We start from the raw sequence: 16,132 nt of genomic DNA on the forward strand, positions 1-16,132 counted from the left end.
AGAGCCGATGGTACTGCGGTAACACGTGGGAGAGTAGGTCGGTGCCAAATCTTAAAGAAAGCCTGTAGCCATAAACTACAGGCTTTTCTTGTTTATTACAATGCTCAGTCTACCCGGCATTCGCCACTTAATTGCGAATAAAATAAGGCCAATGCAACTTATTGTGCATTTTTTGGTTATCTTTGATACAAAATTTAAAATATAAACGAATGAGTTTTTTCGCAGAAAAGAGAAGGGAAGTAATGTTACATATAGAAGCTTATATGCTTGAAATGATGGACACTTACTTGAAACCGATTGATACGAATTGGCAGCCATCTGATTTTTTGCCTGATTCTACAAGCGAAACATTTTACCAGGATATAAAAGCACTCCGGGAAAAAGCGAACGACCTGTCTTACGATCTGGTTGCCGTTTTAATTGGTGATACCATTACCGAGGAGGCATTGCCAACGTATGAGTCGTGGCTGAGTATGGTGGACGGTATTTCAAGGGATGAACAAGGTGGATGGATGAAATGGACCAGGCACTGGACTGCTGAAGAAAACAGACATGGTGATCTGCTGAACAAATACCTCTATCTTTCAGGACGCGTAGACATGCGCCAGATGGAGATTTCTACCCAGTACCTGATTGCCGATGGTTTTGACATTGGTACTGGTCATGACCCCTACCGTAACTTTATTTATACCAGTTTTCAGGAACTGGCTACAAATATCTCGCACAGACGTGTCGCTTCGCTGGCGAAAAAGGATGGCGATAACCTGTTGTCTAAGATGTGCGGAGTAATTGCTTCTGACGAAGCAAGGCATGCGAAGGCCTATAAGGATTTTATGGCCAAAATTTTTGAGGTTGACCGCAATGAAGCAATGATTGCTTTTGAAGATATGATGCGTAAAAAAATCGTAATGCCTGCACACTTCCTCCGTGAAATGGGACTGAAGATCGGACAGACTTTCGGTCATTTTACCGATGCTGCACAACGATTGGGGGTATACACCGCAATTGACTATGTTGAGATCATGCAGCAGCTGATCGAGGAATGGAAACTGGAAAGCATGCGCGACTTAAATGAAGCGGGTGAGAAAGCCCGTGATTATATTATGGCTTTACCGGCGAGGTTATTACGTGTGGCAGAACGGATGAAAAACCCTACTATGGATTATAAATTTAGCTGGATACATGCTTAACGTTTAAAGTACTTTAAACAATAAGGCCTGAATAATTATTATTCAGGCCTTATTGTTTTACATATTTCTTCTGTATTGTCCGCCAACTTCATAAAGTGCATTGGATATCTGGCCAAGAGAACAGCTCTTGCAAACTTCCATCAGCTGTTCAAAAATATTCTCGCCATTTACAGCCGACTTCTGAAGGTTTCTTAATGCGGTGTAGGCCTTATCCGCATTTCTATCCTGAAATGCCTTTAATGCCTTTATCTGATATTGTTTCTCTTCCTCAGTGGCCCTGATAACCTCGCCAGGTACAATGGTTGGGGAACCGTTTTTATTGAGGAAAGTGTTTACACCTACAATTGGATATTCACCGGTATGTTTGAGCGTTTCATAGTACAGGCTCTCTTCCTGAATCCTGCCTCGCTGGTACATCGTTTCCATAGCACCCAACACGCCTCCTCTGTCGTTGATGCGCTTAAATTCCTGCAATACGGCCTCTTCTACCAGATCGGTCAGTTCCTCAATAATAAACGCTCCCTGCAGCGGGTTCTCATTTTTAGCCAGACCAAGTTCACGGTTAATGATGAGCTGTATGGCCATTGCCCTGCGTACAGATTCCTCTGTAGGGGTAGTTATCGCTTCATCGTATGCATTGGTATGCAGAGAGTTGCAGTTGTCGTATATGGCATACAGGGCCTGCAATGTAGTGCGTATATCATTGAAGTCGATTTCCTGCGCATGCAAAGACCGCCCGGAGGTCTGGATATGATATTTTAGTTTTTGTGATCTGTCGTTTCCTTTGTATTTGTTCTTGATTGCTTTAGCCCAGATACGCCGTGCCACACGTCCGATTACCGCATACTCCGGATCAATACCATTGGAAAAGAAAAAGGAGAGATTGGGCGCAAAATCATCGATGCTCATTCCTCTGCTCAGGTAGTACTCCACAAAGGTGAAGCCATTGCTTAGGGTGAACGCCAGTTGCGAAATGGGGTTGGCCCCAGCCTCCGCAATGTGGTAGCCGGAAATGGATACGGAATAGAAATTACGAACCTTTTCAGTAATGAAATGGCTTTGTATGTCACCCATCATTCTTAGCGCAAATTCTGTAGAAAAGATGCAGGTGTTTTGTGCCTGATCTTCTTTTAGAATATCTGCCTGTACTGTTCCACGAACCGTACTGATGGCATGGGCTTTAATTTTTTCATATATGTCGGCAGGTAAAACCTGATCGCCGGTGACACCCAATAGCATCAGTCCAAGTCCGTTGTTGCCTTCCGGCAGGGCACCATTATAAACAGGCCTTTCCTGTCCTTTTGCTTTATAAATGCTGTTTATTTTGTGTTCTACTTCTTTCTGTAGTCCTTGTTCGATAATGTATTTTTCACATTGCTGATCTATAGCGGCATTCATGAAAAAGCCCAGAAGCATGGGGGCAGGACCATTGATAGTCATAGAAACGGAGGTTGAAGGGGCACAGAGATCAAAACCCGAATACAGCTTTTTGGCATCGTCAATCGTAGCAATACTGACCCCAGAATTCCCTATCTTTCCATAAATATCCGGTCTGATGTGCGGGTCTTCACCATACAGGGTTACGGAATCAAAAGCAGTAGACAAACGGTGGGCAGGCTGCCCCAGGGATACATAGTGGAACCTTTTATTGGTACGTTCAGGACCGCCTTCACCCGCAAACATCCTTGTAGGGTCTTCTCCATCACGCTTTAAAGGAAATACCCCGGCTGCGTAAGGGAATTCTCCCGGAACATTTTCGGTGAGCAGCCAACGCAGGATATCGCCCCAGTCCTCATATCTTGGCAGGGATACTTTAGGAATTTGAAGTTTAGAAAGTGATTCATAAAACAGCGGTTGTTTAATTTCTTTGTCCCTTACTTTATAGATGAAGTCTTTTTGTTTGTATTTTATCCTGGTTTCAGGCCATTGACGTAATAAACGCCTGCATTCGCCATCTAACTGTTCTTCCAGATGCCCATATACTTCCTGTAGTGGCTCAATAAGTTTTTTGCTGGCAGGAATATCCTTTGTGGTCTTTTCTTCTCCTGCAAGCTGAATTACTCCCTGTAACTGGTATAGCTTGCGTGCAATTGTACTTTGCTTGTCTACCCATTCATTATAAATCTGACTGGCTTCCGCAATTTCGGCCAGGTAGCGGGTGCGGTCGGGCGGAATAATATAGATCTTTTCTGATTGTTCAGATGTGAGTTCCATTTGTACATCAAACTTAACCCCTGTTTTTTCTCCGATTTTAGTCATAAGTGCACTAAACAGGTTGTTCATGCCCGGATCATTGAACTGGGAAGCCATAGTACCAAACACTGGTATGGTCTCGTTACTGGCATCAAACAGGTTATGGTTACGTTTGTATTGTTTGCGCACATCCCTGAGTGCATCAAGGGCGCCCCTTTTATCGAATTTGTTGATGGCTACCAGGTCGGCAAAATCAAGCATATCTATTTTTTCCAATTGTGTGGCTGCCCCGAATTCAGGGGTCATTACATACAGGGAAACATCGCAATGTTCGGTGATTTCAGTATCGGACTGGCCTATTCCTGATGTTTCGACAATGATGAGGTCGTATCCGGCAGCCTTACAGATGTCGATGCTTTCCTGAACGTTTTTTGAAAGCGCAAGATTGGCTTGTCTGGTGGCCAGTGAACGCATGTATACCCTTGGGTTATTGATGGCGTTCATCCTGATCCTGTCGCCTAGTAAAGCGCCCCCAGTTTTTCGTTTGGAAGGGTCAACAGATATGATGGCCAGGGTTTTATCTTTTACCTCAATCAGGAAGCGTCTTACCAATTCATCTACAAGCGAGGACTTACCTGAACCCCCGGTTCCGGTAATACCCAACACGGGAGCCTGATTGCTTAAAGTCAGTTTTTTTAGTTCATCTACAAATTTCTGAGCTGCTTCCAGATCATTTTCGGCTACAGTAATTGCAGCTGCAATACTCTTAATTTTCTTTTCCGGGATGGTTTTAAGCTCCCCGTTCAAAGTTTTGGTAGTGACGTAGTCTGTCTGCTCCAGCATGTTATTGATCATGCCCTGCAGTCCCATTTTACGACCATCATCAGGAGAGTAAATTCTGGTTATGCCATATTCATGAAGTTCGGCAATCTCTGAAGGCAGGATCACTCCGCCACCCCCGCCAAATATTTTAATGTGGGTGGCTCCGCGTTCCTGAAGCAGGTCGTACATATATTTGAAATACTCTATATGGCCCCCCTGATAGGAGGTCATCGCTATACCCTGTACATCCTCCTGAATGGCACAGTTTACCACTTCCTCTACAGAGCGGTTATGGCCAAGGTGTATGACTTCTGCTCCTGAGGACTGAAGGATACGGCGCATGATATTTATCGTTGCATCGTGACCATCAAAAAGGGCAGCGGCGGTAACAAAACGGATTTTATGCTTGGGTTTATAGATTTCAATTTGCTCCATATCAGATTTTATAATCGGTATGCAAAGGTAACAAAAAGCGGGCGCAGGGCGATAAAGGTTATAATAACAAAAGGCTGTTCTGGTTTTTGTTCCAGAACAGCCTTTTGTTATTATTTAAACCGCTATGATTATTGGTGGGTTAATTCGGTAATGGGCTCTCCAACACAACCACTAGGCATTTGTATGTGCAGCATAGCCGCCAGGGTAGCCGAAATATCGGTCATGTAGTGTGTTTTATTTGTTTTGCCAGGTTTCACTTTCCAGCCCATAAATACACATGGAATATGCGAATCGTAGGGGTTCCAGGAACCGTGTGTAGTTCCGGTACTGGTGCCATCAAAATAGTTCGAAAGCAGGATGTAATAAATATCGCCACTTCTGCGGGCGTTGTAGCCATTGGTAATGGCTTTCTTGATCTGTTCCGGAAGGGTGGTACCTGATAATTTGTTCAGATCTACTGCATTCATTATACCTGGTTGTTTTTTCAGATAGTCGATCGTGAAAGCCTTCATCTCTTCAAAATCGGCTTTTGATTTGCTGATCTCATCATGGTCAAAAAGGATCTGGTTGTTCATTGCGGTAATGATCGCCTTTTTGATTTTATATTTTTCATTAAATATTTGGTTCAGATCTTTAACCACCGGTGCATCGTCAAATAATCCGCCTGGCAGTTTGTTCTCTTTCATAAAACCAGGTACATGAGCTGCGCCATGATCTGCGGAAAGGAAAAACAGGTAATTTCCTTTACCCAGGGTTTGGTCCAGGTAATTAAAAAAGGCTTCAAGATCTTTATCCAGCCTCAGGTAAGTATCTTCTGCTTCGATTGAGTTAGGGCCGTATTGGTGACCTACATAATCTGTAGCGGAGCAGCTTACCGCAAGGAAATCGGTGGTATTGTTTTGTCCGAGTTTTTCTGCAGCTACTGCATGCCTGGCCAGATCAAGCGTCATGGTGTTGCCGTAAGGTGTACTTTTTATGATCTCATAGTTTTTACCCATATAAAGTTTTAAAGGGTGAGGAAAGGTTGGGGTTTGCTCACCTCTGGTTCTGCGTTCGTAAATTTTATTGTCTGCCGTACTTTGGCCATAACTATCTATCGGGTAAAGCGTATTCCAGTTGTTGGCGTAGAATTGATCTGCATGTTTTTGTTTGTTGTAATCCTGTACCCAGGCTGGTAATTGCGTCATGTAATAGGTACTGCTGATCCAGTCGCCGGTTTGTGCATCAAACCAATAAGCCGCATTGGCAGAATGCCCTGCAGGTAAAATTGAGCCACGGTCTTTAAGTGAAATGCCGATGACTTTGCTTTTGAAGTTTGTTGCCAGACGAAGTTCATCAGTAATTGTTGTAACCAGCATGTTTTTTGGTGACATTTTTCCTGCTACGGTAGTACTGCCAACGCTGGTGACACTGGTGTCTTCTGCACAATATACATTTCTTTTAAGCTGTGGATCGTACCAGTCGTTCCCAATAATTCCGTTGATAGCAGGCACAGAACCAGTATAGATGCTGGCATGACCACAGGCAGTGTAAGTAGGCGTATAGGGAATAAATGTGTTTTCAGCCGAAAAGCCTTCGTTTACAAGTCTTTTAAAACCTCCATTTGAATACCTGTTGGCGTATCGGTATAAATAATCCCATCTCATTTGATCTATTACCATACCTACAATAAGCTTAGGCCTGTTTACACTAGACGAAGACGGATTGGCCGAAGGTAATTTGTTGCTCTTTTTTTGAGCCGATGCACCCGAACTGATCAGGAGGAGTGCAGCAAATAACAAGTAAATTCTTTTCATTTTGTGGTTAAGGTGTGAAAAATACGTAAGACAATTTAATATTTTAAAAGCTTACGAAAGAAAAGTTAAATAATTAAACAGGGGTAAATATAGAAACTACATGATAAGTATTCTTTATTACAATGTAAAGATTTTATAGCACTTCGGCCACAACAAAAGTACTGCCGCCGATGAATATCAGGTCCTTTGTGCCTGCTTTATTTTTTGCAGCCTGTAACGCATCTGCCACAGTTTCGAAAGTCTGTCCGATTAAGCCATGGGCTTTGGCCTGGGCGGCAAGTTCTGAAGAAGGGAGCGCCCTTTCCAGCTCAGGTTGGCAGAAATAATAAGATGCCGATATAGGAAGCAGGGCCAGCACACCATTTATATCTTTGTCTTTTACCATTCCTATAACCATATGCAGCTTTTCAAATGGCGTGTTGCGGATGTTCTGCATCACTTCATTTATGCCAGCAAGGTTATGTCCGGTATCACAAATCACCAGGGGGTGTTCTGCCAATTTTTGCCAGCGTCCTTGCAGGCCTGTCAGGTTTTTTACATTTTTTAAAGCGGTATATATCGCCCCGTCTGTTAAGTGGTATCCTTTGTTTCTTAGAAGAGAAACCGATTGCAATACTGTAAGGACATTTTTTAATTGGTAAAAACCATTGAGGTCCAGCTCCAGATGCGGGTAAAGGATGGTTTGAGCGTCGCCAATAGTGATGGTTAGAAATTCGTTTTTTCTTTCAGGATCTATGGCATTCAATTCCTGATCAGCGAAAACAATCTGACTACCGGTTTCAACTGCTTTTTCAAGAAATACGTTTTCGGTTTCGGCCTGCTTTTCTCCAATAACTACAGGTATGCCGGGTTTAATGATACCGGCTTTTTCTACTGCAATTTCTGGCAGGGTATTGCCAAGGATATTGGTATGGTCCAGGCTGATGTTGGTGATGACAGACAGATCTGGTGTAATGATATTTGTGGAATCCAGCCGGCCCCCTAAACCTACTTCTACGATGGCAATATCTACTTTTTCTGCAGCAAAATAGGTAAATGCCATAGCTACAGTAACTTCAAAAAAAGAAGGACTGATCTCTTCGATCAGGTTTTGCTGCTGTGCTACAAAGTCGGTAACAAAGGTTTGGGATACCATTTCGCCATTGATGCGGATGCGCTCCCTGAAATCTTTGAGATGTGGAGAGGTATACAGTCCGGTTTTATATCCTGCCTGCTGAAAGATAGCGGCCAGCATATGCGAGGTTGATCCCTTTCCGTTTGTGCCGCCTACATGCACACTTTTAAATTTGTTTTGAGGATCATCCAGCTTATTGCACATGACTTTGATGTTGTGCAGGTCCTTCTTAAAAGCAACAGCTCCCACACGTGTAAACATGGGGAGCTTGCTGTATAAATAGTCTATCGTTTGCTTATAGTTCATTCGTAAATGCCTGATAAGACAAAATTACCAAAGCTGCCGGATTATTTTACTTTAAAGTTGAAAACAACGACGCCGATCTGGACTTCCGGAGCAGACTCCGATTGTGTTAAACGTGCGCCCATTACTGCATCTTTACATTTTTGCCATAATTCCCTGTCGGTCAGTGTTGTGCCTTTTACGCCAGGAGTGGCATCAATCACTACGCCACTTTTGTTGATTTTTATCCGTACGGCAATTTTTCCTGTCTTTTGGCCGTCATCTTGAGGCACAACAAGGTTGGTGAATTTTCTCAGGGCAATAGGTGTTTCTCCAAATCCGGAACCGCCTTCACCATAATTGTTGGACAAAGGATCACCATTTACACTGCCCTGGTTGCCAGGAGTAGCTCCTGTGCCATCGCCACCGCCAGTACCTTTATTTGTTTTGCCTTTATACAGGGCATTCTGATTAATGGTAGGTTTTGCAGGTTTACTTTCTGTCGTTGTTGCAACAGGGGTAGAGGTACTCTTGGTGCTTTTCGTTTTTACACTTACTGCATCTTCAGTACTCTGGGTTACAATTTCCTTATCACTGGTTTGTGCCGTAGATTTTTCCGGTGTAGTTTCGGTAGGTACTACTTTGTCGGGCGCCTGCTTGTTGGCATTTGGATCTGCAGAAGGTTCTTCTATACTGGTATAATCCGTACCCATTCCTTCAACGGATGTACCGTAGTTAACGACTATGCCACCCATACCGGCTTCTACTTCAGGTTGAAAAGTGCCTATGACAATAAAAAAGCTCAAACCAATGAGTACTGCCATTATTCCGGTTGAAATAGCCAGTGCCTTTGGATAGTTATTTTCTTCTTTAGGATAGGTCATCATTTCTTAGGTTCTACAGCAAGTACAACTTTCAGCTTCAATTTGTTTGCGACATCAAAAACCAGCATGGTATTTTCTATGGATACCCCTCTGGCCACATACAAAACAATGGTCATATCGGGTGAGGCTTTTTGATAAGTTTCTATCGTAGTTTGTAGTTGTTCTAAAGAAACTTTTTGTTTGTCTACAAAATAATTGAGCTTCTCATCTATAGATACTGTAACGGTTTTTTGCGCCGAAGATTGTTGTCCGGATTCAGATCGGGGCAGTAACAGCTTTACGACCTGCGGGTTAACCACGGCCGAAGCCAGCAGAAAAAACAGCAGCAGGAAGAACATGATGTCGTTCAGCGCAGAAGTATGGACTTCTACTGTACCTTTATTTCTTTTGCGTAAATTCATTATTTCCCTGGCTCCTCTAATAGATCAATAAATTCAATCGCATCAGTTTCCATTCTTAATATGATGCGTTCAACCATCATGTTTAAGATGTGATATAAAACATAGGCAATGATACCAATAATCAGTCCTGTTGCAGAAGTGATCATCTTTGTATACAAACCACCGGATATGGTTCCGATCTCAATAGCTCCTTTGATGGAAACATCGTGAAAAATGGTAATTACTCCAATGATTGTTCCTACGAAACCCAGCATTGGTGCTATACCCGCAATGATACCTAGGATACCGATGTTCTTTTCAAGTTTAGAAACCTCCAGCTTGCCATTGTTTTCAATAGCTGCTTCGATGTCCTTAATTGGCCGGCCTATACGCTTTAAGCCTTTTTCCAGCATTCTGGCCAGGGGAGAGTTGTTATTTCTGCACAGGGCAATTGCATTTTCCAGTCTTCCATCATGTATGTACTGCTTAATTTGCAGCATCAGGTTAGATTCAGTTTTGGATGCTTTACGAATGGTCAGGTATCTTTCCACAAAAATAACCAGGCCAAGGAAGGCCAGGAAAGCAAGCGGAAGCATAACCCACCCGCCTTTAAACAAAAGATCTATAAAGTGTAATTCAGGTGGGGCAGGAGTAACTGCCGGGTTCAGCGCATTTGCGGTATCAGTAAGTTGAGTAATGGTATCAGTGGCACTTTGAATTAATGCGATCATCATAATTATTTAGGATTGTTTGTGTGTCTAATTGGGGTAACGTAAATCCCAGGAATTTTTGTAGTCTTCTTGAGGATTTCGAGTTGTTTATTTGCAGTTTCTATATCAGCAAATGAACCTATGCTGATTTTGACCCTTCTGCCAGGCATTTTAGCAATAGTTGCCGGAATGCCCCGCTGTTTCATGTCGGCAAGAAAGCGGTCTGCCTCTTTTTTATTGAGCAGTGAAGCTGCAATAATGTCGTAAGAAATAATGTTGCCGGAAGGTCTTTCTACAGGTTTGGCTGCAGTTATAGAATCTTTGGCAGAGTCGGCCGCAAGTATGGCTTTTTCATTGCTTTTCCTGATGCTGTCTGCCTGTGCTATAGAATCAATTTTATGCTGGTCATTCTGCTTAATGGTTTGAACGATGTCCTGATCCGGAGTATCCTCTTTTACCACCGTGGCACCGGTGAACAATTCTGGCTTCAGTGCATAGGTAATTCCCGCAATAGCGGCTACGATGAGCAAGGCTATGATTACCTTTAAATAAGCAGGCATGCCTGTTTTGTTCTCTTCGGTATAATCAAGGGTAAAAGAAGAGGGCGTAGCTGCAGGAGCAGGTTCTTCTTCAGTTAAACCTTCTGGTGTTTCTATTACAGGGACCTGCTGCACTACTGGTTCCTGTACAGGACCGCTTACTTCAGCTATTTCTTCATGTACCTCTTGCTCATCGTGTTTTACCGGTTCATTTGTGTCGGGTTCTTCTGTGCTATCCAGGTGAGCGATAAGCAGGTCGTCAGTTGCAGGCTGATCTGTGATTTCAGTTATGTCTTCAATTTCTTTCGCGCCATCCCGCAAATCTGCGTTATTATTCTCCAGTTCAAGCTGTTCCCTGCTTATTTGTGGTTCATCCTCAATAATAGGGTTTTCTTCAGCTGCCTGCTCATTTTCAGTTGATGCATCTAAAACTACTAAAGGTTCTTCTTCAGTTTTTGTTTCAATTTTTGAAACCAGATCTTCCTTTAAAGGCGGTAAACCGTAAAAGTCGAAGCCAAAATTCTGCTCCTGTTTAGGCTTGAAAATTATGCTGCCAGTTGCAGTAGAGAATGTACCCAGATCGCCAAAGTCTGATTCCTGCTGATCGGAAAGTTCGTCCAGGATATGCTCTGAAAACTGCTCTACAAAATAGGTCGCCGCATCTTTAGAGATATTTCTCTTTTTACTGATCAGGTCGGTAAGTAATTCCTGTTCCTTTAAGTCAGATGTAAAATTCAGTGTATAACTTGGTGGCAGAAACGAATGCGTTTCTGTATCATACCTCCCTGGAGATTTCCTTTTATAAATAGTTCCCAAACCGGGAATTCCCACTTCTGTATGGTTTTTTATAAGTGTAGAAAGGTATGATAAGATATCCATTCTGGTAAAAATAAAATTTTAATTCCGTATCAACCAATTATTAATTAAATAAGGGCCTAGAACGAATAGGTCAGGCCTCCAAATATATTCACCCCAATTGTCTCATAATGCAGATATCTGCTGTATTTGGTGTTCAGCAGGTTATTAGCTTTGGCAAATACGGAGAATTTGTTGTTGATCTTATAGCTGGCACCGGCGCCCAGGTCTACGAAACCTTTCATGGTTACAATTCTTTCATTGGCCATGTCTGGTGCAAGGTAAGGATTTGCAGGGGCAGCCAGGTAAATTTTTGCTTTGCTCTCACCCTGAATTGCAACAGCTGCATTTAAAGTCAGCTGTTTGTTGATGGCATACATCAGATCAGAACTTACCCGCATTTGCGGTTTGAACCAGCTTTGGCTTTCAGCTGCAGGTTTGTAATCTTCCAGGTTGAGTTTCCCGGTCCATTTTAGGGCGTCACTTACCTGTACCGATATTTCGCCTTCAAGGCCAAGCAATTTCATAGTCCCGAAGTCATAGATCACATCAAACTTATTAAAGCTATCGAAGCTATTGACAAATAGCGGCATGTCCTCAATACGTTTGTGGTAGAATCTTGCCTTATAGCCAAAACCAGGTCCCCCTGTTCCTTTAATACCTCCGCTGATGCTCAGCTTTTCGATGGAGTTTTTGATGGCTATATTGTTATTCAGGAAGGGGTTATCGTCTGTAAACTGTTTCAGTGAACTGCGGTTTACATCTCCTTTGACTTCTCCAAAGATCTGCAGATAATCAGGGATCAGGGTAAAGTCGGCCGTTACCGCCGGGAATATCCTGCCCGATGATTCGGTTCCAAATTGCTGAACAAAATTAATTCCTGCCGTAATTTTAACACCACTGGCCTGTAGTCTGATGTAAGGGTTTAACCTCAGTAAATTGTTGCCAACATCTACCAGCTTATCTTTGGTACTGCCAAATTCAACAGCAGCGGCCAGGCCCAGGTTAAAGCTGCTGATCCTCTTATTCACATAACCATTCAATACAATTGAACTTTCTTTGGCATCAAATCTGTTGTTCCATAGGTAGCCGTTCAGTTTAGCTGCATAGCTGAAAGCATCAGGATCCTCTGTGAATTTATTCACCAGTTCGCCCTCTGCTTCAATGAAATTAAAAGCCTGCTGTTCCGGATTAGGATTTAAGCTTGGATTGTCCTTGTCAATTCCGTAAAAGTAAAGTCCGTTCCTTTGGTAATTTAAGCGTCCGCTCAGCGTTACCTGGTCGCCCATACTCCGCCCAAAAACACTCAGTTGCTGCTGGTTGGCAATTTGTTTGTTCAATGGGCCAGACTGGCCAAAGTGCCTGAAGAACGCACCGGCTTGTAAAGCTTCATCACGGCCGGTGTTGATATAAGCTTCGGCCAGAATAGTACCGGCAGAACCAAATCCACCTTTTACATAATTGTTGATCAGCACGGCTTCTTTTTCGGCGGCAAGCTGTTGCGCCTGAAGCTTATTGATATCGGAGTTTAACTCCAGTTTCCTATCGGTCAGGTTGTAATTAAATTTTGCTTTATAGGTTTTGATGTCATTTAAATCCGGACTTCTCCTCAGTTTTACTGCTTCTGCAAGAACCGGCTTATATGGGCGTACCACTTCAATTTCTTCTGTTACGGCTTTTTCTTCTGCTTTCTTCTCTGTGGTCTTCGGATCCTGGGCCTGTGTATTTAAGACACCTGCGGTAACAAACAGCAGGGTGGAAAATATATATCTGGTCAATCTCATGTCTCTTAATCTTATTTAATTTTTTCTAATTTGGCTTTGGCGGTAGGTACGATATCGTCCTTACCTTCATAATTGTCAATGATACTTAAGAGAGTACTTTTTGCCTGTAGGTTATCTTTCAGGGCTACATAATTATCAGCAAGTAATATAAATGCTTTTGCTACCCAATAATCATAAGATGGCATGTTATTGATCAGGTCAAAACAGGTCTTTGTTGATGTCTTATAATCTCTTTTTGCATACTGTACCGCGGCCAGGTTATATTTGGCTTCGGCAGCTGCAAGGGTTTTGGTTTTACTCACCACTGTGTTAAACGATTTAACGGCCTGGGTGGTATCAGCTTTTATTAAATAAGCTTTACCTGCATAGAGGTCTACACTATTCTTTTCTTCTTCAGAAGCTTTATCCGATTCTTTAACCAGTTGCACGTATTTCAATACGTCATCGGGCATATTTAGCTCACTGTAAGACTTTAACAGGTTATTCAGCGCATAAGTATAGTGTACTTTATAGTCGGCCGTAGTTTCCAGTCGTTTAAGGTACACGATGGCCTCATTGTATTTTTTCTGATCCAGGAAAAGCTTGGAGATGCTCACCAATGAACGTTCTGTATAGTCGCTTGTCCAGTCGTTCAGGATGTACTCATAGTCGGCAATGGCCTCATTAGGACGTCCCAGTTTCACCAGTGATTCTGCCCTGATAAATTTGGCTTCTTTATCATGAATCGCTTTAGGGAATTTGTCGAAATAAGCATTTATAGCTTCAAAAGCACCTTTTGCATCACCTTTCAGGTACAGATTGTTGGCACCCTGGAACAAAATATTGTCCTGCTCTGCATTAGAATAGTTACCCAGAGGGGTAGTTCCTGCGTAATTAATAAAACCCTGGGAATCACCTTTGTCTACGTAAATATTCTTGATAGATTCCAGTGCCTGTTTGGCTTCTTCGGTACTTGGATAATCCCTGATCACTTTTTTAAAGGATTCCAGGGCAGCATCGTCCTGGTCCTGGTTGTATTGCACCAGACCGATGGTTACCAGGGCGCGTGGAACATAACTGCTGTTCGGGTACTTACTTACCAGGCTAATCAGATCAGATTTTGATTTGTCCAGTTCACCTTTATTGAAATAGGTATAGGCCATTTCAAAACCTGCATCGTCTGCATAGTTAGAATTCGGGAACTGTTTCAACAGGTTCTGCATGGTGTTGATCTTGGCATCATTCTGATTTTCCAGTCCTTGGATCATGCCCCGCTGAAACAAAGCGTAATCCTCTCCGGTAGCTTTGCTGTCGATGATCCTGTTGTAGTTTACCAGGGCATTTCCATAACTTTTGTTTACAAAATAGGAATCGGCAAGTCTAATGGTAGCATCGTTTATGGTCTTTTGATCTTTATCGTTACCTTTTAAAAAGCGTTCAAAATAAGCGGCAGCTTTTCCATATTTCTCATCTTCAAATGCAGAATAGGCCAGGGCATAATTGGCAAAATTGTAAACTCCGGTTTTGCTGGCCCCTGGCATGTCCAAAAAGGTTTCAAAATGTTTTACTGCTTCGCCAAATTTTCTTAATTCGTAACTGGCCTCAGCTTTCCAGTATGTACTCAAGGCAAGTATTTCCTCATCTTCAGGAAATTTTTCTGAACGAAGAAACATAGATAAGGCATTCGGAAATGCCCTTTCGTTGTAAAACTCCAGACCGCGGAAATAAGTTACTTTTTGATAGGCTTCCCTTGCTTCAGGCGATTTACTTTGAATGGGTTCTAAAATGTCTATCGCTGCCTGGTAATTCTTGCTGGTCAGCAGGATTTCGCCAAGTAAGGTCTTGGCTTCATTGATTTTACGTGAAGAAGGGAATTGTTTAAGAAAGTTTTGTGTGGCCTCCAATGCCTGTTGGTTAAATTCAAGCTCGTAACTCAACCTGGCATAGTTAATCCATGCTTCTTCCTGTACTATTTTATCGAAGTCCAGCCTTGATGCCCTGAAAAACGCACTCCGTGCTTTTTCTTTGTTTTTTAGCTGCAGAAAGGAGCGCCCGAGCGTGTACATTCCACTTTGCAGGTACACGTCATCGCTGTCTAGTTTTTCCAGTACAGTAACAGATTCACTGTATTTTTTCAGTTCAAACAGGGAATAACCATATTGGTAGGTGAACAGGTTATTTTTGTTATTGGATTTATCTTTAGCATAGAATTCCCTGAAGTATTTTTCTGCATTTACAAAATCAGATTTAGCAAAGTAAGAAGCCGCAATGAGGCTCAGCATTTCAGCTTCATAAAGTTGTTTGGAACTTTTTAAGATGGGAATTGCATAGCTGATCACATCGTCATAACGCTCATCCAGATAGTACATCGAGGTAATGTAATAGGGGTAACTGGCTTCATATGTTGGTGAGCCTTTCAGTTTTTCGAAATTGCTTAAGGCAGTTTTATATTCTTTGTTCAGGTAATTGATATAGGCAAAATAATAGGTTGCGCTTTCCTGAAAAGGTGAATTTTCTTTTTTTACTGTCTCAAATAATGGTTCAGCTTTTTCTATGTTTTTCAGGTCAAAATAGGAATAGCCCTGCTTAAACTGATATTCCAGTCGCTGTTTACCGGAAAGAGTAGAAGGATCGGTTTTCTCAAACCACTCCAAAGCTTTTTCGTATTTTTTTTGTGCGAAGTATGATTTGCCTACATGGAAATAAGCAAGCTTTGTATTTGGGTTAAGCGGGTAATCTTTAATAAAGTTCTGAAAGAGACTTTCGGCATCATTATTACCCAGTTCAAGCGCACAAACAGCAGCATAGAACTTTGCGTTTTCTTTCAGCATAGAAAGTTCTGCATTGCTCTCCTGCTGGGTGCCCGGCTTGTGCCTGATTTGTTCAACAAGCTTGAATTGTTGTGCAGCTGCAACATATTTCTCGTTATCCAGTAGCTCCAGACCACTTTGGTAATTCTTGTTCAGGTTAACCAGTACGCTTGTTTGTGCATAGCCAGCCGTAAAGCCACCTGCTAGCAGTAGCGGAATAAAAAAGTATTTTTTTGACATCTGATTTCAAATATGGTTGGTACTAATATAGATATAGTATTGGGTCTTATTAACATAAGAAATTAACATGTGTTGATAACACAGGTTTAACGATTATAAAAGAAAGTTCGTATTGCTGC

10 protein-coding genes are annotated in these 16,132 nt (G+C 42.3%); 1 reads left to right on the plus strand and 9 read right to left on the minus strand.

The window, feature by feature from the left end; translation table 11 throughout:
* Positions 1-209 precede the first annotated feature (209 nt).
* Positions 210-1,190 (plus strand): acyl-ACP desaturase, encoded by a 981-nt coding sequence (locus tag ABIE26_RS00005; protein WP_084240790.1) that lies wholly within the window; start codon positions 210-212, stop codon positions 1,188-1,190.
* Positions 1,191-1,247: 57 nt separating this feature from the next.
* Here the strand turns inward: ABIE26_RS00005 and ABIE26_RS00010 are convergent, their stop codons facing one another.
* The 9 genes from ABIE26_RS00010 to ABIE26_RS00050 all read right to left on the minus strand — a co-directional run bounded on the left by ABIE26_RS00010 (position 1,248) and on the right by ABIE26_RS00050 (position 16,013).
* On the minus strand, positions 1,248-4,640 hold the full coding sequence (locus ABIE26_RS00010; RefSeq protein ID WP_310141470.1) for a methylmalonyl-CoA mutase family protein: 3,393 nt from the start codon (positions 4,638-4,640) through the stop codon (positions 1,248-1,250).
* A 128-nt stretch (positions 4,641-4,768) separates the two neighbouring features.
* Entirely contained in the window at positions 4,769-6,436 is a 1,668-nt protein-coding gene (gene pafA / locus ABIE26_RS00015) for an alkaline phosphatase PafA (protein WP_310141468.1), read from the minus strand.
* Between the two features lie 133 nt (positions 6,437-6,569).
* Positions 6,570-7,856, minus strand: coding sequence for a bifunctional folylpolyglutamate synthase/dihydrofolate synthase (locus tag ABIE26_RS00020; protein ID WP_310141466.1), 1,287 nt, complete (start codon positions 7,854-7,856; stop codon positions 6,570-6,572).
* Positions 7,857-7,897: 41 nt separating this feature from the next.
* A complete protein-coding gene (locus ABIE26_RS00025; RefSeq protein WP_310141465.1) occupies positions 7,898-8,719 on the minus strand; it encodes an energy transducer TonB in 822 nt (273 codons plus the stop codon).
* Positions 8,716-9,117: an ExbD/TolR family protein gene (locus ABIE26_RS00030; RefSeq protein WP_310141464.1), complete on the minus strand. Its 402-nt coding sequence runs from the start codon at positions 9,115-9,117 to the stop codon at positions 8,716-8,718. Before ABIE26_RS00030 ends, ABIE26_RS00025 begins: the two co-directional genes overlap by 4 nt.
* Positions 9,117-9,827, minus strand: coding sequence for a MotA/TolQ/ExbB proton channel family protein (locus tag ABIE26_RS00035; protein ID WP_310141495.1), 711 nt, complete (start codon positions 9,825-9,827; stop codon positions 9,117-9,119). The genes ABIE26_RS00030 and ABIE26_RS00035 overlap by 1 nt, the downstream gene beginning before the upstream one ends.
* 5 nt (positions 9,828-9,832) lie before the next feature.
* Entirely contained in the window at positions 9,833-11,224 is a 1,392-nt protein-coding gene (locus ABIE26_RS00040; protein WP_310141460.1) for an SPOR domain-containing protein, read from the minus strand.
* Between the two features lie 56 nt (positions 11,225-11,280).
* The gene (locus ABIE26_RS00045; protein ID WP_310141457.1) at positions 11,281-12,984 is read right to left on the minus strand and encodes a TonB-dependent receptor; all 1,704 of its coding nucleotides are present in this window, start codon (positions 12,982-12,984) and stop codon (positions 11,281-11,283) included.
* 11 nt (positions 12,985-12,995) lie between these two features.
* A complete protein-coding gene (locus ABIE26_RS00050) occupies positions 12,996-16,013 on the minus strand; it encodes a tetratricopeptide repeat protein (protein WP_310141454.1) in 3,018 nt (1,005 codons plus the stop codon).
* Between the last annotated feature and the right edge of the window lie 119 nt (positions 16,014-16,132).

Source organism: Pedobacter africanus (assembly GCF_040548825.1).
GTDB lineage: Bacteria > Bacteroidota > Bacteroidia > Sphingobacteriales > Sphingobacteriaceae > Pedobacter > Pedobacter africanus_A.

Excerpts from the sequence above, each read along its gene's own strand:
- ABIE26_RS00005 (WP_084240790.1), top strand. The coding sequence starts at position 210 with ATGAGTTTTTTCGCAGAAAAGAGAAGGGAAGTAATGTTACATATAGAA.
- ABIE26_RS00010 (WP_310141470.1), bottom strand. The coding sequence starts at position 4,640 with ATGGAGCAAATTGAAATCTATAAACCCAAGCATAAAATCCGTTTTGTT.
- pafA (WP_310141468.1), bottom strand. The coding sequence starts at position 6,436 with ATGAAAAGAATTTACTTGTTATTTGCTGCACTCCTCCTGATCAGTTCG.
- ABIE26_RS00020 (WP_310141466.1), bottom strand. The coding sequence starts at position 7,856 with ATGAACTATAAGCAAACGATAGACTATTTATACAGCAAGCTCCCCATG.
- ABIE26_RS00025 (WP_310141465.1), bottom strand. The coding sequence starts at position 8,719 with ATGATGACCTATCCTAAAGAAGAAAATAACTATCCAAAGGCACTGGCT.
- ABIE26_RS00030 (WP_310141464.1), bottom strand. The coding sequence starts at position 9,117 with ATGAATTTACGCAAAAGAAATAAAGGTACAGTAGAAGTCCATACTTCT.
- ABIE26_RS00035 (WP_310141495.1), bottom strand. The coding sequence starts at position 9,827 with ATGATCGCATTAATTCAAAGTGCCACTGATACCATTACTCAACTTACT.
- ABIE26_RS00040 (WP_310141460.1), bottom strand. The coding sequence starts at position 11,224 with ATGGATATCTTATCATACCTTTCTACACTTATAAAAAACCATACAGAA.
- ABIE26_RS00045 (WP_310141457.1), bottom strand. The coding sequence starts at position 12,984 with ATGAGATTGACCAGATATATATTTTCCACCCTGCTGTTTGTTACCGCA.
- ABIE26_RS00050 (WP_310141454.1), bottom strand. The coding sequence starts at position 16,013 with ATGTCAAAAAAATACTTTTTTATTCCGCTACTGCTAGCAGGTGGCTTT.